The organism is Nonomuraea sp. NPDC047529 (assembly GCF_040642995.1).
In the GTDB taxonomy this organism is placed as follows: Bacteria; Actinomycetota; Actinomycetes; order Streptosporangiales; family Streptosporangiaceae; genus Nonomuraea.
This window is the reverse complement of record NZ_JBEYTJ010000001.1, coordinates 415,126-432,750: the sequence shown is the minus strand read 5'-3', so window position 1 is coordinate 432,750 and position 17,625 is coordinate 415,126. Positions and strand designations below refer to the sequence as shown.

Annotated in this window: 24 protein-coding genes; 13 read left to right on the top strand and 11 right to left on the bottom strand. The window is 65.0% G+C overall.

The genetic code is table 11. From position 1 onward, the window contains the following. Positions 1 to 33: 33 nt before the first annotated feature. Complete coding sequence (locus tag ABZ815_RS02240; protein ID WP_357693036.1) at positions 34 to 360, top strand: hypothetical protein; 327 nt, start codon at positions 34 to 36, stop codon at positions 358 to 360. A gap of 72 nt (positions 361 to 432) precedes the next feature. Here the strand turns inward: ABZ815_RS02240 and ABZ815_RS02235 are convergent, their stop codons facing one another. Together ABZ815_RS02235 and ABZ815_RS02230 are read right to left on the bottom strand one after the other, a co-directional pair. After that, positions 433 to 1,287 (bottom strand): DedA family protein, encoded by an 855-nt coding sequence (locus tag ABZ815_RS02235; RefSeq protein WP_357693034.1) that lies wholly within the window; start codon positions 1,285 to 1,287, stop codon positions 433 to 435. Positions 1,288 to 1,308: 21 nt separating this feature from the next. Beyond that, positions 1,309 to 2,118: a nuclear transport factor 2 family protein gene (locus tag ABZ815_RS02230; protein WP_357693032.1), complete on the bottom strand. Its 810-nt coding sequence runs from the start codon at positions 2,116 to 2,118 to the stop codon at positions 1,309 to 1,311. A 77-nt stretch (positions 2,119 to 2,195) separates the two neighbouring features. Here ABZ815_RS02230 and ABZ815_RS02225 point away from each other — a divergent pair, with 77 nt between their 5' ends. Further along, positions 2,196 to 2,957: a haloacid dehalogenase-like hydrolase gene (locus ABZ815_RS02225; protein ID WP_357693030.1), complete on the top strand. Its 762-nt coding sequence runs from the start codon at positions 2,196 to 2,198 to the stop codon at positions 2,955 to 2,957. A 118-nt stretch (positions 2,958 to 3,075) separates the two neighbouring features. Here the strand turns inward: ABZ815_RS02225 and ABZ815_RS02220 are convergent, their stop codons facing one another. Continuing rightward, complete coding sequence (locus ABZ815_RS02220) at positions 3,076 to 3,444, bottom strand: DUF427 domain-containing protein (RefSeq protein ID WP_357693028.1); 369 nt, start codon at positions 3,442 to 3,444, stop codon at positions 3,076 to 3,078. A 282-nt stretch (positions 3,445 to 3,726) separates the two neighbouring features. Between ABZ815_RS02220 and ABZ815_RS02215 the strand changes: the two genes are divergently transcribed. The 4 genes from ABZ815_RS02215 to ABZ815_RS02200 all read left to right on the top strand — a co-directional run bounded on the left by ABZ815_RS02215 (position 3,727) and on the right by ABZ815_RS02200 (position 7,773). Beyond that, the gene (locus ABZ815_RS02215; protein WP_357693026.1) at positions 3,727 to 4,026 is read left to right on the top strand and encodes an OsmC family protein; all 300 of its coding nucleotides are present in this window, start codon (positions 3,727 to 3,729) and stop codon (positions 4,024 to 4,026) included. Positions 4,027 to 4,227: 201 nt separating this feature from the next. Continuing rightward, the gene (locus ABZ815_RS02210; protein ID WP_357693024.1) at positions 4,228 to 5,952 is read left to right on the top strand and encodes a hypothetical protein; all 1,725 of its coding nucleotides are present in this window, start codon (positions 4,228 to 4,230) and stop codon (positions 5,950 to 5,952) included. Between the two features lie 743 nt (positions 5,953 to 6,695). Further along, entirely contained in the window at positions 6,696 to 6,935 is a 240-nt protein-coding gene (locus ABZ815_RS02205) for a hypothetical protein (RefSeq protein WP_357693021.1), read from the top strand. Positions 6,936 to 6,945: 10 nt separating this feature from the next. After that, on the top strand, positions 6,946 to 7,773 hold the full coding sequence (locus ABZ815_RS02200; RefSeq protein ID WP_357693019.1) for a class I SAM-dependent methyltransferase: 828 nt from the start codon (positions 6,946 to 6,948) through the stop codon (positions 7,771 to 7,773). Positions 7,774 to 8,245: 472 nt separating this feature from the next. Here the strand turns inward: ABZ815_RS02200 and ABZ815_RS02195 are convergent, their stop codons facing one another. From ABZ815_RS02195 to ABZ815_RS02185, 3 genes are all read right to left on the bottom strand, one after another. Next, positions 8,246 to 8,839 carry a DUF1214 domain-containing protein gene (locus tag ABZ815_RS02195; protein ID WP_357693018.1) on the bottom strand — a complete coding sequence of 198 codons (594 nt, stop codon included), beginning with the start codon at positions 8,837 to 8,839 and terminating at the stop codon, positions 8,246 to 8,248. Positions 8,840 to 9,200: 361 nt separating this feature from the next. After that, complete coding sequence (locus ABZ815_RS02190; protein WP_357693016.1) at positions 9,201 to 9,524, bottom strand: YciI family protein; 324 nt, start codon at positions 9,522 to 9,524, stop codon at positions 9,201 to 9,203. 53 nt (positions 9,525 to 9,577) lie between these two features. Then, positions 9,578 to 10,186 (bottom strand): dihydrofolate reductase family protein, encoded by a 609-nt coding sequence (locus ABZ815_RS02185; RefSeq protein ID WP_357693014.1) that lies wholly within the window; start codon positions 10,184 to 10,186, stop codon positions 9,578 to 9,580. Positions 10,187 to 10,970: 784 nt separating this feature from the next. Between ABZ815_RS02185 and ABZ815_RS02180 the strand changes: the two genes are divergently transcribed. Next, positions 10,971 to 11,174 carry a hypothetical protein gene (locus ABZ815_RS02180; RefSeq protein WP_357693012.1) on the top strand — a complete coding sequence of 68 codons (204 nt, stop codon included), beginning with the start codon at positions 10,971 to 10,973 and terminating at the stop codon, positions 11,172 to 11,174. A gap of 157 nt (positions 11,175 to 11,331) precedes the next feature. Here the strand turns inward: ABZ815_RS02180 and ABZ815_RS02175 are convergent, their stop codons facing one another. Beyond that, positions 11,332 to 11,799 (bottom strand): SRPBCC family protein, encoded by a 468-nt coding sequence (locus tag ABZ815_RS02175; RefSeq protein ID WP_357693010.1) that lies wholly within the window; start codon positions 11,797 to 11,799, stop codon positions 11,332 to 11,334. A gap of 85 nt (positions 11,800 to 11,884) precedes the next feature. Here ABZ815_RS02175 and ABZ815_RS02170 point away from each other — a divergent pair, with 85 nt between their 5' ends. The 5 genes from ABZ815_RS02170 to ABZ815_RS02150 all read left to right on the top strand — a co-directional run bounded on the left by ABZ815_RS02170 (position 11,885) and on the right by ABZ815_RS02150 (position 14,136). Continuing rightward, a complete protein-coding gene (locus tag ABZ815_RS02170; protein WP_357693008.1) occupies positions 11,885 to 12,061 on the top strand; it encodes a hypothetical protein in 177 nt (58 codons plus the stop codon). 11 nt (positions 12,062 to 12,072) lie between these two features. After that, the gene (locus tag ABZ815_RS02165) at positions 12,073 to 12,387 is read left to right on the top strand and encodes a replication initiator (protein WP_357693006.1); all 315 of its coding nucleotides are present in this window, start codon (positions 12,073 to 12,075) and stop codon (positions 12,385 to 12,387) included. Beyond that, positions 12,377 to 12,559 (top strand): helix-turn-helix domain-containing protein, encoded by a 183-nt coding sequence (locus ABZ815_RS02160; protein ID WP_357693004.1) that lies wholly within the window; start codon positions 12,377 to 12,379, stop codon positions 12,557 to 12,559. The genes ABZ815_RS02165 and ABZ815_RS02160 overlap by 11 nt, the downstream gene beginning before the upstream one ends. Before the next feature lie 330 nt (positions 12,560 to 12,889). Beyond that, positions 12,890 to 13,174, top strand: a complete 285-nt coding sequence (locus tag ABZ815_RS02155) for a tyrosine-type recombinase/integrase (RefSeq protein WP_357693543.1) — start codon at positions 12,890 to 12,892, stop codon at positions 13,172 to 13,174. Between the two features lie 353 nt (positions 13,175 to 13,527). Continuing rightward, positions 13,528 to 14,136, top strand: a complete 609-nt coding sequence (locus tag ABZ815_RS02150; protein WP_357693002.1) for a hypothetical protein — start codon at positions 13,528 to 13,530, stop codon at positions 14,134 to 14,136. A 42-nt stretch (positions 14,137 to 14,178) separates the two neighbouring features. On the opposite strand, the gene ABZ815_RS02145 is transcribed toward ABZ815_RS02150, so the two are convergent. Together ABZ815_RS02145 and ABZ815_RS02140 are read right to left on the bottom strand one after the other, a co-directional pair. Beyond that, entirely contained in the window at positions 14,179 to 14,637 is a 459-nt protein-coding gene (locus ABZ815_RS02145; protein WP_357693000.1) for a DUF4265 domain-containing protein, read from the bottom strand. A 614-nt stretch (positions 14,638 to 15,251) separates the two neighbouring features. Beyond that, positions 15,252 to 15,638 carry a hypothetical protein gene (locus ABZ815_RS02140; protein WP_357692998.1) on the bottom strand — a complete coding sequence of 129 codons (387 nt, stop codon included), beginning with the start codon at positions 15,636 to 15,638 and terminating at the stop codon, positions 15,252 to 15,254. 126 nt (positions 15,639 to 15,764) lie between these two features. Here ABZ815_RS02140 and ABZ815_RS02135 point away from each other — a divergent pair, with 126 nt between their 5' ends. Beyond that, complete coding sequence (locus ABZ815_RS02135; protein ID WP_357692996.1) at positions 15,765 to 16,400, top strand: SMI1/KNR4 family protein; 636 nt, start codon at positions 15,765 to 15,767, stop codon at positions 16,398 to 16,400. Between the two features lie 396 nt (positions 16,401 to 16,796). On the opposite strand, the gene ABZ815_RS02130 is transcribed toward ABZ815_RS02135, so the two are convergent. Both ABZ815_RS02130 and ABZ815_RS02125 read right to left on the bottom strand, forming a co-directional pair. Beyond that, a complete protein-coding gene (locus ABZ815_RS02130; RefSeq protein WP_357692994.1) occupies positions 16,797 to 17,057 on the bottom strand; it encodes a hypothetical protein in 261 nt (86 codons plus the stop codon). Between the two features lie 4 nt (positions 17,058 to 17,061). Next, on the bottom strand, positions 17,062 to 17,613 hold the full coding sequence (locus tag ABZ815_RS02125) for a hypothetical protein (RefSeq protein WP_357692992.1): 552 nt from the start codon (positions 17,611 to 17,613) through the stop codon (positions 17,062 to 17,064). Positions 17,614 to 17,625: the final 12 nt, after the last annotated feature.

The following is a 17,625-nucleotide window of genomic DNA, read 5'->3' as shown; positions in this document are numbered from 1 at the left end:
GTGTTGTCGGCCCCAATGACTACTCTCCGGCGCATGGCAGTCCCCGACATCATCCCCATCGTTCACGAACCCGACCATCACACCGGCACGATCGGCCATTGGAAAGGCGGTCAGTTCTTCGGCTCCGTCGTCGCCGCCTTCCGTGAGGGCTACACCCACACCGACGACTGGCCGAGGCACAAACGCTGGTACGCCGTCCTGCACACCTTCGACGACATCCCCATCCGGCCCTTCCGGCACACGTTCGACGGAGTACTGTTCGGCCTCGTCATCGAGACCTTCGAAGGCGAAGAACACGCCGAGTTCCACCCGGACAACATCGGTTTCTACGAACCGTGGGACGGCCTGTACGACACCTGACCCTCTGATCGGCAGGGAAGGGCGGACGCCTCGTCAGTCACCGGCGCCCCTGGTGAAGCGGGGAACGCCGGCTCATTCACCCAGGGGCCGAAGCTGTCTGGCCTCCACCGCATGCCGCCCCTTGCGTCGCTCGGCCAGCCGCATGCCCACGAAGACCAGCACGGCCAGCAGCACCGCGGCGATGACGGCGTTGGTGCCCACGCCGACGTAGGCCTCCACCAGCGACCAGTTCTCGCCCAGGATCCAACCGGCCATGACGAAGATCGTGTTCCAGATCAGGCTCCCGGCGGTGGTCAGGAGGGTGAAGACGCCCAGCGGCATGCGTTCCACTCCGGCGGGAACGGAGATCAGGCTGCGAAAGATCGGAATCATCCGGCCGAAGAACACCGTCTTGCGCCCGTGCTTGAGAAACCACGCCTCGGTCCTGGCGATGTCGGAGACCTTCAGCAGCGGGATCCGGGCGGCCAGGGCCAGCGTGCGCTCGCGCCCGAGCAGCGCGCCCACCCAGTAGAGCGCCAGCGCACCGATCACCGAGCCGGCGGTGGTCCACAACAGCGCGGAGGCCAGGTTCATCTCGCCCTGGGAGGCGGTGAAACCGGCCAGCGGCAGGATCACCTCGCTGGGCAGCGGCGGGGAGAGATTCTCCAGCGCGATCGCGATCCCGGCTCCCGGCGCGCCGAGCATTTCCATCAGGTCGATCAGCCATTCCGTCATGCACATGAGACTAGGAATGATCAGGTGAGGCCACCATGAGGTGTGTGGCCGTTCAGGGGTGCGGGAAACCACACCCCTGAACACCTTCGCAACCGACCGCTCCGCGCAGTCGCGACGGTCTCGTAGCTCCTCGGACAGGAGATCTGCGGCCGAGACGGGCCGCAGGTCGCTGACGACGCGGCCGACCGTCTCGTTGCAGCGGAAGTAGTCCACCGCCCTGCTCGATCGGTGTCTTCAGGGGTGGACCGACTGGTCGGCGAGGGCTTCGGCGACGGTGAGGCTGTCTTCGTAGACGGCATATCGGGTGATCAGCCCGTCCTTGACGGTGAGGTGAAGCGCGCACAGGGCCACGTATCGCCTCCCAGTGGCCTTCACCATCTGCTTGATGTCGCCGAGCACCGCCGCTTCCGTTCCGTCGATGAGGACGCGGGACACCTCTCCGGCCGACTCTTCGGGGACGTGGAAGGCGGCTATGTCCCGGAAGTGGTCGGCGACGTCGGCGCGGGTGTACCGGGGACGGATCCACGGCACCGCCGGATGGCCGTCCTCCGGCCAGTCCAGTTGCCACTCGACGTGCTCGGCGAACAACTCGGCTATCCGGTCCGGATCGCCTTCGCCCAGCCGGCGAAGGAACTCCTCCGTCGTGGCACGAGTGCTCGCCTGGTTCGGCGTGCTCATAGTGAACTGGTACTCGTGTCGGATCAGCCCCTTTCCGTCGAGGGTGAGAAAGATCCGGCCGGCCCAGACGATGTTCCCTCCTGTTGCGGGGACCATGTGGGTGGTGAAGGTGACCGTGTCGTGGTGGCCGGTCGCGTCGCCCGCGGGCCGGAAGACGAATCCTGCGTCCCGCACCAGATCGTTGTGTGCCTGGGTGATCCGGGCCTCAAGGTCGTCATGACCGTGGTATCGGGCGGATTCGGTGACCTGTGTGCCGTCCGCGTCCCACAGTCCAGCGATGGCATTTCGGCGCGCAACCGGGTCGGTCTCGTTCCATACAGCGACGTAGCGGTTGACAAACTGGTCGATATCAATGTCGATGTCCACGTGTGGGACGTTATTTCGGTTCCACTGACATCCCATGTCAGTGGACTGAAGCAGACTTCACCGCATGCGTGCGAGCCGTGACCACCGTGCAGCTCGAACTCATGGCCTCCCGCGAGGGCGGCGACGGGCGGAGGGATTCGATGGCGGGTCGCCGAATCGTGTTGTGGGACATCGACCACACCCTCATCGACACCAGAGGTGTCGGCCGTGAGCTCTCGGCGCAGGCGTTCGAGCAAGTGACGGACGTCCCCATGGTCAAGCAGGCGAAGATCGACGGCCTCACCGAATCGGTGATCTTCCGAGAGACTGCGAAGCTCCATGGCCTGAGGACCGACCGGTACGATTTCGAGCGCTTCGCCGCGGCCCTCGCCAAGGCCCACCTGGCGCGGGCTGCCGACCTGCGGAAGCGCGGTCACGCCCTCCCCGGCGCCGCCGCGGCTCTGGACGCCTTGGGCGCCACCCCCGGAGTGCTGCAGACCGTCCTGACCGGGAACGTCCGCAGCGTAGCGGAGATCAAGCTCCAGGTCTTCGGCCTGGACGGGCGTATCCGCTGGGACATCGGCGCGTTCGGAGAGGACGACGACGTGCGGGCCGAGCTGGTGCGCATAGCGTTGGGCCGGGCAGCCGCGCTGTTCGGGGCGCCGGTCGCGCCTGGCGAGGCGGTGCTCATCGGAGACACTCCGGCCGACGTCGAGGCCGGTTTGGAAAACGGCGTACCGGTGATCGCGGTGGCATCAGGGCGAAGCTCCGCCGATGACCTGCGCGACGCCGGCGCTGTCCACGTCCTGCCGAGTCTTGAGGTCACGGACGCGGTCGTAGCCATGGTTCGGGAGGCGTAGCCGACGGCCGAGCCGAGCCCCTGTTGACAAGATCCCCAGATTGCCTGAACAGCTGAGCGACTGCGGCAGGAACGTCTGGCCGCATGCAGCGTTCCTCGACTCCCGGACCGGGCGACGCTTACGCACTCTGCCCGTTCACCTCAAGGGTGACGCCTGACTTCTCCGCCCAGAAGGCGAGCCGTCCCGCGATCTGTTCGACTCCCGCAAACGGCTCCGGGTAGGACCAGACCACGTCTTCGGCCAGACCGTCAGCGGTGTCCACCGACCAATAGACGGCATCACCCTTGAACGGGCAGTGCGACGTCGTCGTCGACGACCGGAGCAGATCCATGTTCACATCGTCCGGCGGCAGGTAGTACCGCGGTGGGCAGCCTGTCTCGGTGAGTACGAGCGGCCGGGAGGAGGTCGCGACGACCGAGCCCTTGACCCGTACCACGACATGGTCCGACGCAGGCGTGACCTCGATGTCATGTCCTCGTGTCTTCATGTGTCAATCCCATCAGACATCTCCGGTGACGGCCAATGTCACCGGCCACGCGCGTCCGTCAGAGGGCCCATCGGCATGAGCGGCTGTCCCCATGCGAGCGAGTGCGGTGTTGCCGGTTGGCGGCTGCGACGTGTAGGACGGCTCTTGTCGTCATGTCCGTACGCCCGAGGTGCCGGGAGCCGAATCATTGATGATCGCTTCAACGTGATCGTGAGCGCAGGATCGCTGAAGGTGACGGACGATCACGCGGTGCGTTTCCCTCATCGATGGACGCCCGAGGGCGTGAGCGTCAGAGCGGACTTCACCGGAGGACATCTCCTTCACCTCGCAGCGGCGGGATGCGTCCTCAACGACCTCTACCGGGAGGCCGCCGCACTGGGAATCGAACTCCAGGGAGTGCGCGTCTCCGCAGCCGGCGGCTTCGACACCGAGAGCTGGCGGTCAACCGGGATCACCTACACCGTCGATGTCATCTCCAGTGCTCCAGCCGAGAGCATCACCCACCTGATCGACATCGTGGACTCCGTCGCCGAGATCCCCCGCGCCATCCGACAGGGTGCGACCGTGCAGAGGATCAGCTGACCGACCATCCAGGAACACAACCAGCAGAACTTCCGCACCACGTGCATGGGACTCGAAACGGCCCGGCCGCAGGGTATATCCTGACGTTTGGGGGCGACGGGACGTGGATTGCCACTGAACCGCAGGGCGTCGAGCCCTAGACTTCGGCAGTGAACGCCGACGATGTCCGGCGGTTGCCCGCCCTCCGGGGGAGGAGATCGCATGCAGGACCCTTCGGACCCGATGGAGATCGTCGAGCCTGAGGAGAACGGCCGGAGCAACACCACCGACTCACCTGTTGTGGACGATCCGACACCCAACTCGGACCTCGGCTCAACGACGGCATCAACGGTGCTGGCGGAGGTGCTCCCAGGGGTTGCTGTCGTCTTCGGTGAGTTCCCGGCGGAACTCAAGCCCGATCTGATCGACTTTGGGCTCGTGTCGGCCGCCGACCGCAAGCAGATCTCCACAGTCCTCGCCTCGATCGGAGACACGGCGACCGTGGCAGGCAACCTCGGAAACGCATTAGCCGGCGCGCAGGGGCTCTACAGGATCAGCGACGCGACACAGGCCCTGCTGAAGGCCGGCGGAATGCTCGCCGTCAAGGATGGCGCGAAACTCGGAACAGTGATCTCCTCCAGCGGCCTCGCTCAGGCCCGCTTCATCCCCGTGACTGCGGTGAGCGCGGCGCAGACCGCGGCCGCAGTCGGGCCGGCGCTGGCCATGGTCGCCCTTCAGATGCAGCTGAGTGAGGTCACGAGCCTTGTCAGGACCAACGTCGCACTGACAAGCCAGGTGCTCACAACCATCCGCAACGAGCAGTGGGCCGAACTGACGGGACTCGTCGCCACCATCGATCGCGCAGTTGACCAGGCGCGAGAGGTCGGATCGGTCCCCACCTCCTTGTGGGACAGCGTCGCGGGTAGTGAAGCGTCGCTGCGTAAGCAGCTTGACCTGTACCGACGGAACGTCCGCGGCCACGTCGGGCAGATCGATCGGCCCGACACGCATCGCCGCCGCGAGTATCTCCAGACGAACGCCGAGGCGATCCTCTTCGACGCCAACGCCCTTCTGTCCTCCGTCAAGGCGTGGACCGGGTATCAGGCACTCCGCGCCGCGAAGGCGAGAGCCGCCGGACGCGAAGACGCTGACGAGGCACGTCTCGTCGACGTCATTGCGCGCGACACTCGCACGGAGCTCGACTTTGCTCTGGCCGAGACGACGAGCCTCGTCGACTCGCTGACGCGGGAGCTACGAATCATCGCCGAGCTTCCCGGACGCGACACACTGTCACAGTCACTGACGGGGAAGCGGAAGGACGCGCAGGCAGCCCGCCAAACCTCCGTCCGTCTTCTAGAGGCGATCGAGCCTCTTGCCGATGCTCTCCATCGGCCGGCCCCTCCGCTCGAGGCTCCGGGCGTCGTCTGCGCAACCAAATCGCTGGATCTCGAGCCGTACCTTCGCATCCTGCGATGGTTCTTCGAGGACGGTGAGACCCTACGTGTCCTCGGCTTCCCCGAGCAGCTTGACGCCCTCGGCCCAATTTCTGCGATCTTCAGCGGAGCGAAGGAGAAGCTGGCGGCAGCGAGGGACAAAATGGCAGCAAAGACACTGGTCGCCGTCACGGATCGCCGCATCCTCACGGCCAAGACGAACGCATTCCTTGAGCAAGGCGAGATCCGTCAGGACATCCCGATCGACCGGGTGCGATACGTCCGAGCAGCGACCACACAGGACAGAAGCGGGCGCTTGGCGATCGACCTCATCACGCGCGACGAGAACATCCGGTGGCTCTTCCACGCTGACACCGACGACACTCAAGTGAACGCACTTGCCGCTGTGCTTGCCGAGTCGATGACAATCCCGGATGTTGAACGCGACGAGCTCCAACAGCGGCGCTACGCCTCCATCGAAGGCGGGCAGGAAAGGCGAGAGTGCTGGCACTAGGTCTACGGAACCGACCGGATCCGAGGCCACGACCTGCGATGCCGAGTAGGCCTCTGGCCAATTGACGAAGGGCCGCCCCGACCGCACGTACCGAGCCTGGCCACGTGCGGCAGTGGGCAGTGGTGCGCGGCCACCTGTGGTTGCAGGCCGTTCGGGCTGCCGCGATCACCAAGCTGTACCGGGGTCTGAGGGCCGACGGCGGCAAGAACGGGCGGCCGCGCTTCGGAAGGCTTTCCGTGACGCCGTGAACGTTGATGAGATCCTGGCATCCAGTCCGGTGGAGAAGGCCAAGCGCCCGCGACGGGAAATCAGCGAGCCTGGCTCGGTCTGGATCACGGACCAGCTGAAGACGTTCCTCCTCGCTGCCCGTGGCCACCGCCTCAGGCCTTTCTTCCACGTCGCGGCCTATACAGGTGCTCGGCGCGGTGAGCTGCTTCGTCTGCGCTGGTCCGATGTCGACCTTGAGGGCGCATCTACCAGGGAACAATCACCTTCGGCGACCTCTACAAGGTGTCACCCACAGCGGGCCCGGACGATTGGAGGGATTCTCCCTCCTGAATCTCCCCGCCGAGCGGTGGGCGCTCTTCTTTTGAAACTGGCGTCCCTTACTCCTGCTTGCAAACGGGGCCAGTCACCACCTGGACCTTGCGTCGCCCAGCTCAGAGGGCAGTTGACGAGTGTCAGCGTGTGATCGTGTGAGACCTCGTTGCTGTACTTCTTTGCTGTCCAGCAGCAGGCGTGCGATGGGACGCCAGCAACTGATCCAAAGTGAGCCTGGCTCAGTCGCCCGGATTTGGCGGCCGACGATTGTGATCATCGAAGTCACCACAGACCCATTGCTGGCCCAAGCACGTGGCGCGCTCAAGTCGTGGTGCTTGGCACTGAGGCTTTTCATCCTGAAGTGGCAGTTCATGGCGGGTGGACTGGTGGAGGAGCAAGGCCCGACCGAATATGGTTCGTCCCGGCCGTTGGACGACAGCTAGGGTGTCCGCCATGCAGGACGAGGTCTACCACTACAACGAGGAACGCTGGGAAGCCCTTGTGGGGGCGGAGGCGTTGTTCACCCGTCCTATGCTCGACCTGGACGCGGAGAAGGCTCAGGCCTATCTGGGCCTGGAGAGACTGGGCATCCCCGGCGATCTGGCGGGCCGGAAGGTGCTCTGCCTGGCGGGAGGGGGTGGGCAGCAGTCTGCGGCCTTCGCTCTGCTCGGAGCCGACGTGACGGTTCTCGACATCTCGTCCGGGCAGCTGGAGCGGGACCGCTTGGCCGCTGAGCACTACAGCATCGGCATCCGCACGATCCAGGGAGACATGCGGGACCTGTCGGCCCTTGACGACTCCTCGTTCGATCTGGTCTGGCATCCGTACTCGCTGACCTTCGTCCCGGACTCCCGGATCGTTTTCCGCGAGGTCGCGAGAGTCGTCGACGAAGGCGGCTACTACTACCTGATGTGCGCCAACCCGTTCTTCTCCGGGCTCACTCACCACTCGTGGAACGGGGAGGGCTACACGCTGAAGCACCCCTACACGGACGAGGCCACGACCCGCTATCCCGACCAGGACTGGGTCTACGACCGCAAGCCGGCCGGCCCCCACATTCGCGAACCCCTGGAGTACAGGCAGACACTGAGCCGGATAGTCAACAGCCTGATCCGGGAAGGCTTCATGCTGAGGCTCCTTTCTGAGGTCCGAGGTGACTACCCGGGTGCGGAACCGGGCAGTTGGGCGCACTTCACGGGCGTGGCCCCGCCGTGGCTGGAATTCGTCTGGCAGTACTGCCCGGCATCCTCGGAAGGCGAGGGTGTCTGGGGGCGGGGCTGACCGCGACCCACGAATTCCAGCTGTGAGCCTCTTACATCCTGAGTAGCGGCCCTCCTCGACGAGTTGGCGCAAGTCCCGGCACTCGGGTCGTTGGGCTGCGCCGGCCTCCTTCACGACAGTGAGGGGGGCAGTGTCCATCGGCCGACTGGCGCTGTTCGACCTGATTGCTCAGCAGCCCGAAGCGTGCCCTCTGCCTTGGTCCGAATCGCTGCTCACCCACCTCGGCAGCGTTGAAAGGCACCGCGGCGCCGGCGAGCACACGCAGCGTGTTTCCAAGAACGGCCTGGAAGCCTTCGGAGTCGAATCTCCGCCGTGTCGTCCACCAGACCCTGCAGGCGCCCAGGCCGGGCAGCAGCGGATCGAATGGTCAGCTACGCGCGACCGCCGGTGGTTGCCATGAACCCGCGACGATGGGCGTATCCGGCCAGTACGCGCGCAGATGGAGCGTGAACTCCTCACGGGGAGCCGGGAGTCAGTTGGCATGCAGTGCCGGATCACTCGGCACCTCGCCACCGACGCCCAGTGTGAGTGAGCCGTCCTGGCCGTAGGCCAGGTTCTTGTTCTTCGTGCCGAGCGAGAAGCGGCCGAGCTCGTTGGGGTGGAAGAAGTGGTGCTTGTCGTAGACCGTCAGTGACCAAAAGCCCCGCACCGGGGGGAGCTGTCCCGCCTTGAAGTGCACGGTGTAGGTGTTGGAGCCGTCGAGCCGTTCGCCCTGGTCGTCGAGATCCTGGTAGTAGTAGGTCGTCTCGTTGGCCGTGTTGACGAAGATGTTGGACTTGCCGACCGCGGTCCGCATCAGGTAGTCGGTGCCGAACGCCGCTCCGGTGTGCTGGGTCGACCAGTGGCGGGCGAGCGGGATGCCGTAGTTGCGGAACTCGAACAGTTCGCCGACCATCGCGTCGGCGTCGAGCGCCGCCTGCTTCAGCGCTGCGGTGATCTTCGGGGCGTCGGCGTCCGTCTGGAGCACGGAGCGGAACCAGTCATACATCGCCTGCTCGCCCGGCAGGGGCGGCACCTCGTCGAGGACCTCCTCCCCGAAGACCTCGAAGAACGCGGCCGGGTCCACCCACTGGGTCTCCTGCCCGCCACCTGTCGAGCCTGCCTGGCCCCAGGACGCCGAAACCGTAGGCGACGTCCTGGTTGGGGCAGGCGACCATCCGCTCCTCGGGGCGGATGTGGTCGTACAGCATGCCGATCGTACCGGGCGGGCCCGCCGGCACGATGCCCGCCAGGAGACCCGGCCCCGGGAGCTGCTCCATGAGCACGCGTCGGTTACGCAGGTTCACCGGCGGCCAGCCCCACAGATAGGCCGCTCGCCCAAGCCTGGCCTTGCGGTTGGCTGTGGTGGTCAGCCAGGCGCCGGGGTTGGGCGGTACGCCGCGCCCACTCCTCATGGTGGGCCCGGGTGATCGCCTCCCCGACGTCGCTCACAGGAACGGCCGCACCTCGATCTTCCGATCGCAGACCTTCGACGCCTCGCCGGCGAGCTTGAACGCCACATCCAGATCAGGGGCCTCCCACACCCAGACGCCGGCGAGGTACTCCTTCGACTCCACGAAAGGCCCGTCGCTGAACACCGCCTGCTCGCCCCGGTTGTCGATGACGGTGGCCACGTCGGTGTCCGCGAGTCCGCCCGAGAAGCCCCAGTAGCCCTCGGCGATCAGCCGTTCGTTGAACGCGCTGATGGCGGGCCGCCTGTCCGTGCTGCCGGGATCGCTCTTGTCATCGATCACGGAAACCAGGTACCGCATCTGTAGATCAATTCCTGTGATGTCACGACAGCGTGGTCCGCCGGTCAGGGACTTCAGGCCGTCGCATACCGCGGGCGCCCGGCCGGCCGGAAGACCTGGATCGACACACCCTTGGAGTCGACCCGCGACTCGACCAGGTCGAGCGCAAGGTCCGGGCCGGTCTCCGGGAACAGGCGCGCGCCCTGGCCGACGACCACCGGGATGGTGATCAGCGTCATCTCGTCCACCAGGTCGTTCTCCAGCAGCCACTGGATCAGGATGCCACTGCCGTGCACCTGCAGCTCACCCCCGGGCTTGGCCTTCAGCTCACTGATGGCCGCCGCGAGGTCACCGCGGAGAACGGTCGTGTCCTGCCAACGCGGGGCGGTGAGCGTGGTCGAGGCAACGTACTTGGGGGCCTCGTGCAAGGCCACGCCGATGGGATGTGCACGCATCTGGTCGACTGCCCCCCAAGAGCCGGCGAACAGCTCATAAGTGCGCCGGCCGAACAGGAACGCCTCGGCGCGCTGATATGCCTGCGTGATGAACGTCCTGGTCTCGTCGTCACCCTTCCCCCGGGCCCATCCGCCGCGCTCGAATCCGTTCCTGCGGTCATCCGACGCGGCGCCGTTTCCCTGCATCACGCCATCGATGGTGACCTGGGTCATGGTCGTCAGCTTCATATCGCGGTTCCTTGCCTCGGAGCCGCCGCCCCCTTACGGGCGGCCTCACCCTTGCTACGAACGCCACCGCCCCGATCCGACACCGCCTCCCGGACTTCTTGCAGAATTTTCCGGGACGCCGGTCGTCAGCAATCCGACAGCACGACAGTTTCGCGGCGACTGCGCCTCCACCTCTTTGATCGCGCCCAGCGCGGACGAGCTCTTGGACCAGATCGATCGCGAAAATCCTGACCAGGGGTTGGCGGGCGTCGAACGGCTCGTGGCGTGAGGGCCCAACCTCGCCGGTGGCGTAGCCGCACGCAAGGCCATCAAAGGCCGGCCAGAACGCCGCACCACAACAGAGCGCCGCCCTGGCCGACCACGCCGCCGGACCGCCCGTCCGCAAGGCGCACCGGGTGTACGCCGCCCGCATCGCCGCCGTCGATCAGCCACCGCCGTCCAGGCAACTGACCAACACCCCAGCCAGCGCCAGGCCCGGCTACTCGTCTTCGCCGTCATCAGGGTCGCGCAGTTCACGAACGACCGGTCGCCCCTGCGGCTCCTGCCAATTTGGCGGCCCTTGGATGATCAATCCCAAGGGGGCAGTGGCCCACCGCTTGAGGAGTTCGGCCGGCATGGCACTTGAGCTTCGTCCATACTTCCGAGCAGCGTGCGGCGCCGACACCTGCTACCCCGACAGCCGGGAGGAGTGTTCTCCCCGGCACAGCACGGACGCTTGCACGGCGTACGGCTTGCCAGCACCCCTCCAGCCGCTCCCGGCCGCTTCCCGCGGGTGGAGCGGGTGGTGTCCAGCAACGGCAGCCTGAAGGTGGCCGGCTGCAAGGTCCAGGTCGGCCAGGTGCGCCGGGGCAAGGTCGTCACCGTGGTCCTGGAGGAGACGCAGTTGCGGGTGCTGTTCGAGGGCGAGCTGCTGTCGGTCCACCCGCGCACCATCCTCAAGGAGGTCAACCGGCTGCGAGCCAGCGGCCATATCGACTACGAGATCTAGGCACGGTGTAAAGCATCAACCGATGCCAAACCGTCAAGCATCAACTGAAGGTTGACACCGTAAGGCACTCCATCTGACCTGCTGTTTCGTTGACTTCTCTCGTGCTGGCGATGCTGGTCAGGCTGGGGCTGGCCCCTCGGTCCCAAGCCGACCTGACTCAGCCGGCCTCTTCGACGTATGACGCCAGGTTGGCCAGCGAGGAGGCGATCCCGGCCTCGTGCACGGCTTGGTTGATGCCTGGTGGTACGTCCGTGGCGGTGACAGCTACCTCGGTCCCTTCGCCGACAGCAGTTAGGTGCCAGGTCATCGTCATGGTGCCGGCGTACGACGGGTCCTCGGCCTCGAACACCGCCCGCTGCACCACGCGCTCCGGTGGAACCAGTTCGGCGAACCCGACGTCGACGACGTCCGTCGCGTCTGACGTCTTGCCAGGGCTGTCGGTGGGGTCAAGGTACGTGAGGACCATCCGGAACCCGCCACCGGTCCGGGGATCCCACCGCTCGATCCGCCCGCGCATACCGTCCGGCGGCAACCAGACTTCGAGCGACTCCCGGTCGAGGAGGGCGCCGTAGACCGTCGCCGGTGGTGCCGCGATCAACCGGCTGGCGCGGTCAGTCCTGTCCATGGCCCGAGTCTAGGACCGAAGCTGTTCGGGCCCATCCTCGCCCATCCTCGTCGAACGACAGCCGGACCAGCGCCTTTAAGGTGCCGTGGATAGCTTCCCATCAGGTGTCGCCGGTGATGCGGCTGTTGAGGGGCAGGCCGTCGCCGCCTACATCGCCAAGTACGCCACCAAGGCCGCCGAATGTGTAGGGACGCTGGATCGCCGCATCCAACCCCTCGACATCTCGACGCCCTACCTGTTCGCGACCACGCCCGCCGGCTGATCGCCGCCTGCATGCGCCTTGGCGAGAACGCCGACCTGGCCGACCTGCGGCTCATCCAATGGGCTCACATGCTCGGCTTCCGCGGTCACTTCTCCACCAAGAGCCGCCACTACTCCACCACCCTCGGCGAACTCCGCGCCGCCCGCGAAGAACACATGCGCACAGAAGAGATCAACCTCAGGCGGCTGCCGCTTTTCGACGAGGACACCATCCTCGTCGTCGCTCACTGGGAGTACGCCGGACAGGGCCTCTCTCCAGGAGAACAACTCCTCGCCGCCATCACAGGTCACCGCGTGCCGAACCTGGGGGAACAGCATGACGCCTGAACTGCTCACGGTTCCGCAAGCCATGGCCACTTTGCAGGTCAGCCGGTGGACCCTCTACAACCTCATCCGCTCCGGCGAACTGGGCTCGGTCATCGTAGGCGTCCGCTGCCGCCGCATTCCTCAAGCCGCCCTGAACGACTACGTCACCCGACTCTGTGAGGAGGCAGCCTGATGCCCGCCATGACCGCGCTCGCCTCCCCGGAGGAGCCCAAGCGTCCGCGTACGGGCCGTCGTACCCGGGCCAACAACGAAAGCTCGATCACCCGTACAAGAACGGCTGGGCAGGCTACGTTCCTTGGTCTCACGTGTGTGGATCTCGTCGGCTAACAGGTCTGGATCTCCCACCAACTCACCACCAAGACAGAGGACTCGACCGCTTCGCTGCCGCTCTTCGGCCTGTGCGTCTCCGCACTCAGGCACCGTCGGCGCGTCCAGGAGGAGGCCCACAAGATGGCCGGGGACGCATGGAAGACCTCGGACCTGACGTTCACGCGGCACGCCGATCGAGCCGCGCAACTTCAACCGGGCCTTGGAGAACCACTGTCGCCGAGCGGGTGTGCCGCGCATCCGCGTGCACGACACCCGGCACACGTGCGCCTCGCTTCTGGCCGCCCTGGACGTCCACCCGCGTGTGGCGATGCGCATCCTGCGCCACTCGCAGATCTCGATGACCATGGACGTCTACACCCAGATTCCCAGTCCCGAAACCCGTAAGGCGCTAGACAGGCTCAATCAGAGCCTCGACCGCTCAAACGAGTCACAACTAATCTCTCGGTACCAAACTTAGGTCCTCTTGGGGTATCCCAAAAGGGCCTAAGTGTGTTCATGGGGTCGTCTCATAGCCCAAGGGATATGCAGCACTAGCTGCGCTGGTCATTTCGTATCTCGTTGCATGTGGTTCAAAGGGATGGGGGCTTCCAGTGAGGCGCCAGGTCATCTCCGGCCAGACGTAGCGGAGGGCGAATGACGCACCCTGTGAATTGCGAGCGGGCCAAGGGACATCACTGCGGCTGTTCTGCGTGCGGCGGGGCACAGCACGGCTGGACGCACGCTCTCTCGCTGGCTCGCGATCCCTCGACCGCGGCTCGTGAAGCGGCGAGAGACACTAGCGACGCGGCCTGGGCCGCAAGTCGGCCTCCCATGGGGCGACGAAAGCCCTCCAAGGAGCGAAAGGCAGCCGCCACCGATAGTGCCACGGTCGACCTCGTTGACTGGCTATCCAAAAACCCCGACGCCATCGACCTTATCCAAGAAATCGGAGATGCCCTTGCTGGCCCTGTGATTCAGGAGCTCGATAAGAGCTTCGGTGGGGGCAGGCCGAGAGAAGCGCGAAGGCAGCTCACCAATCACTTCTGGTGCGATCTCCTCATTGCCATGGCCGAGGCCATTGAGAAGCTCTCGAAATCTCTGAACCGAATCCCGGAGTACGTGACGACGGTCATTATGCAGTCCCGGCAGAACGAGGGACGCGGAGCCCTCCTCGATGCTCTGGTGGGTCTCGCTGTGCGGACAGCGTGGGAGCCCATCAAGAGCATGATCCATACGGCCGGGATCGAGGAGCTCCAACGGACGTGCCGGATCCTCGCCGTTCTGATCTGCCCGGCACCTGAGGATCACAAGGCCGTCCAGGACGGCGCTCTTCTTCCCCTGGCGCAGGAAGGGATGCTGGAGATCAGCAAAGAGCGGCTTGAGCAGGTCTTCCCCGCAGACTGGGTTCACCGTCTTCGGGAGGGCCTCGGCGGTGCCTGAGCAAGGCCGGCACCTTCCGCGGCCCGTGAAACGAACCCATCGTTAAGCGCTTCGCCAGCCGTCGGTGATGCAGGCCTCCTCGAAGTGCCACCAGCCATCCCTTTGGCCACGCGTCAACAGCGTCTTTATCTGCCCGAGCCCTGCGCCCGCCGGCACAGTGAAAGCGACCAGGGGAAGCTCCGAGCTGAAGGATTCCCCGCCCAGGCCGAACGGTGCCAACTGCTCGTACACGGCCTGCGCGCTTCGCCCCAGCGGTCCATTGGGTGACGGCAAAACCCGGATCGTGCAATTGCCCGACGCTTCCACCCGCTCACAGGCCCAGTGGCGACCGTCATCATTGGTGATGAAGCGCACCACGTCGCCTTCGGCGACCCCGTCCTGCAGAAATGGGACGTTCGCCACACGGGCGGTGTCCTCGGTTAAGGGCATGGCCCAAAGTCCTTCGGTGTCGTAGGGAAGCCAACCTTCCCGGGGCACGAACTGAAACCACAGCTTGATCAAGCCTGGCTCTGTGGGGAGACGTTCGGAGGGGGCAGAGAGAACCATGCCCACATGATCGCGCAGCCTGCCGAGTGTCCTTGAACAAGCTGATCGCGGGTATGCCCGGAGGCGGATGCTGGGTCCGGGTTGGAGCACCTGCATGGTCGGTACGAGAAGATCACGTTGATCTGGCCGACAGCGGGTGCATGGGCGCGCTGGTGGCCTGGGTCAGGCAGAAGCTCCGACTGGCGTTGGAGATCGTCAAGTAGCGCGAGGGCGCCACGGGATTCGTCGTCTTCGCGCGGTGCCTATGGAAGACCGGTTGCGCGAGCCCACGTTGCTGTACAGCGCTGCTGTACGCCCACGAAAAAGGCCCTCCGGGATGATCCCGGAGGGCCTTTGACCTGCTGTGCGGCCGGAGGTACTCGAAACCCCAACCTTCTGATCCGTAGCCAGTCGGCGATCGTCCACAAGTGTTTACCGCCGTCAGAAGCAGCTGCTCAACGACTTCCCCGACTTGATCTGGTTCCACGGACGTACACCAGTGTCCGGAGCCATTGTTAGCAGCGGCGTTAGCAAGATCGGTCGGGCCGATGGCCGTACCGAGACGGCATGCAGGTGTCGGCTCTCGGCGATCAATCGGTCCGGTGCACCATGGGTACGAACCCGCCCCGGGCCTTTCCACCATCTGCCAGGGCCGTCCAGTTGTCCACCGGAACGTGCGAGTCGACGACTAGCACGACCGCACCACCGGCTTGGTCCATGGCCTCCAGCCATGCCAAGCGCTCCTCGGCCTCCTCGGGACGGACGACGCCTTCGACGAAGATCCCAGAACCATCGGGGCCGTCGACCACCGAGACTGTCAGGCCGGCGAGGATCTGCCAGCCCTCACAGGGCAACGGCCTGCCTGCGTCGAGCTGGAAAATGGGAAGCCGCTCGACTGGTTCGGTCGAGACGAGAACCAGTATCGGTACGGCGCCACCGAGGTAACCTGCGTCCTCGCGAGAGATGTAAAGCGGCACCTGGCGAGTATCGCATCATCCTACCCATGGCCGGATTCTCGAGCTCGCCACCCCAGGCAGAACTCAGCCACCTACTCTGCAACCCCGTTAGCCTGTGCGTGTTCATCCTTCAAACAGGAGAAGCCATTGCGATCAGACATCAGCCTGGATGAAATGGCCATTGAACTATCCCGGCTTACTGATCTCTCGACGGCTGTTGCTCTGCCCGAATCCGAAGTTGTGGCCCTTGAGGAAGTGATCGGCGCACCACTTCCTGACGAGTTCCGGTCGTTCCTGCTGCGTTTCGGCCGGGGAGTCTCGCCCAGCCACTTGCTCGACCTGCGTTGGATCGTGGAAGAGACCCAACGGGAGCGTGAGTACTTTCAGGAGGAACCCGAGGTCGCCGCCTACCCCTGGGAGCCCTTCCCGGTGACTGGGGATCATGAGCGGCAACTGCGGCACCTCGCCGCCGACGAGGCAGGTCCCACCCTGTGGATGGAGAAGCCGTCGCCTGGAACCATGTTCCTGTGCAGCCATGGGTGCTCATGGATCAGCATGCTCGCCATGAACGGTGAGTACGCCGGGACCGTCTGGCTCACCGAGATGGGCTGGGCGAAGGATATGTACTGGTGGCCATCGGCTCCATGGAGGGACGTCGAGCCGTCGGGCCGTCTGCATGGAGGCTGGAGTGAACCGGTGCCGTTCCTGGACTGGTACATGCGCTGGACACGGCAGATCGTCAACCGGCATCGGCGCGCGCGGCGGCCTGACTTGCCTAGATAGCAGAGACGTTCAGCTTGCTCCAAGCAGACAAACTCTCGCTTCTTGATCCATGCGCCCTACCACCCGATCCGTAGGGAAGGGCAGATGTCCTGTCAACACGCGACTGTCCTGCTCAAGTGGTGATCGTGGAGAGTCGGCATGCGGTCGGGTAAGACAGCGTTGCTGTACGTGCTGCTGTACAGCCCGCGTATCGCTGCGTCGCCGCATGTGGTCCCCGGGCTGTCAGCGCCTGTTCAGTCCACGTAGCACCGGCAGTCCCGCGCCGGTTTCGAGCACGAGGCAGTCGCCCAGCGATCGGCCTCCAATAACATGCATCAGCGTCCAGGGACGCTGCCAGCAGCGGCGTTGGCAAGATCTGTTTGGCCGGCACCCTCATGGTGCGGCACATCGGCGTCACTAGTCACTATCGCCGAACATCTGCCGGAATCGCTCCATGACGTGGTCCGCCTCTGCCCTGCTGATCTCAATCAGGTCCTGGCTCGACTCGCCTCGGCGCCAGTCGCCGATCGCGTCGCTCTCGTGCCATTGAAGGTCTCTATGGAGAGCCTCATCAACAATTCCACCGCTTGGCAGGATGCGTCGTCGCGCCAACCCGCTGGGTTCTTCCGGCGTGTCATCGGAGAACACCATCGCGTAGTAGGTCACCTTCTCGTCCATCCAGTCACCCCCCTTCAACTATGGTCGGGATACGGTCCGCTCCTGGTGGCACGGGAACAGCCTCGAATATCTGTTCCTCATACTTCTCCAGGCGCTTTAGACCTTCCGGCATAAGATGGCGCTTGTATTCGTAGATTTCATGGGTGACTTTTTTTGCCCACAGGCTCGAAGGCGTGTGCATCTGCAGTTCGAAGAGTTGGCCGTCGGGTCCACGCCATCGGGTGTTGACCCCTTTGTACTTCCCGTGCTCGCCCCATGAGGGCTTCTGCTGGACCAACTTGAACCCCTGCCGCTCCATCGCTGTCTTGATATCCGCCACGCTCTTGACGTAGCGATCATTGCTGAAGGTGAACGAGTAGCGGATCCCGTCATGAATCTTGTTGCTGACGAGGTCTTCAGGGGTTCTCGTGGGGCTTACTTTGATCAGCTTCGCGAGCTTCTCCTTGAAACGATCAGAGCCTCTGAGCACGTGCCCCGGGAAGCCTGCCATATCGGCGCCCACATCTCGCGCGGCGGCTTGAACTCCGCGGGAGATCTGCGGTTCGGCACCGCGCATCTTGGCGATCGC

Bases quoted from the DNA above. Each gene is read 5' to 3' on its own strand.
- ABZ815_RS02210 (WP_357693024.1), top strand. From the start codon at position 4,228: ATGCAGGACCCTTCGGACCCGATGGAGATCGTCGAGCCTGAGGAGAAC.
- ABZ815_RS02185 (WP_357693014.1), bottom strand. From the start codon at position 10,186: ATGAAGCTGACGACCATGACCCAGGTCACCATCGATGGCGTGATGCAG.
- ABZ815_RS02125 (WP_357692992.1), bottom strand. From the start codon at position 17,613: ATGCGCGGTGCCGAACCGCAGATCTCCCGCGGAGTTCAAGCCGCCGCG.
- ABZ815_RS02220 (WP_357693028.1), bottom strand. From the start codon at position 3,444: ATGAAGACACGAGGACATGACATCGAGGTCACGCCTGCGTCGGACCAT.
- ABZ815_RS02175 (WP_357693010.1), bottom strand. From the start codon at position 11,799: ATGGACAGGACTGACCGCGCCAGCCGGTTGATCGCGGCACCACCGGCG.
- ABZ815_RS02150 (WP_357693002.1), top strand. From the start codon at position 13,528: ATGGGGCGACGAAAGCCCTCCAAGGAGCGAAAGGCAGCCGCCACCGAT.
- ABZ815_RS02205 (WP_357693021.1), top strand. From the start codon at position 6,696: ATGGGACGCCAGCAACTGATCCAAAGTGAGCCTGGCTCAGTCGCCCGG.
- ABZ815_RS02160 (WP_357693004.1), top strand. From the start codon at position 12,377: ATGACGCCTGAACTGCTCACGGTTCCGCAAGCCATGGCCACTTTGCAG.
- ABZ815_RS02240 (WP_357693036.1), top strand. From the start codon at position 34: ATGGCAGTCCCCGACATCATCCCCATCGTTCACGAACCCGACCATCAC.
- ABZ815_RS02190 (WP_357693016.1), bottom strand. From the start codon at position 9,524: ATGCGGTACCTGGTTTCCGTGATCGATGACAAGAGCGATCCCGGCAGC.
- ABZ815_RS02200 (WP_357693019.1), top strand. From the start codon at position 6,946: ATGCAGGACGAGGTCTACCACTACAACGAGGAACGCTGGGAAGCCCTT.
- ABZ815_RS02130 (WP_357692994.1), bottom strand. From the start codon at position 17,057: ATGGACGAGAAGGTGACCTACTACGCGATGGTGTTCTCCGATGACACG.
- ABZ815_RS02165 (WP_357693006.1), top strand. From the start codon at position 12,073: ATGCGCCTTGGCGAGAACGCCGACCTGGCCGACCTGCGGCTCATCCAA.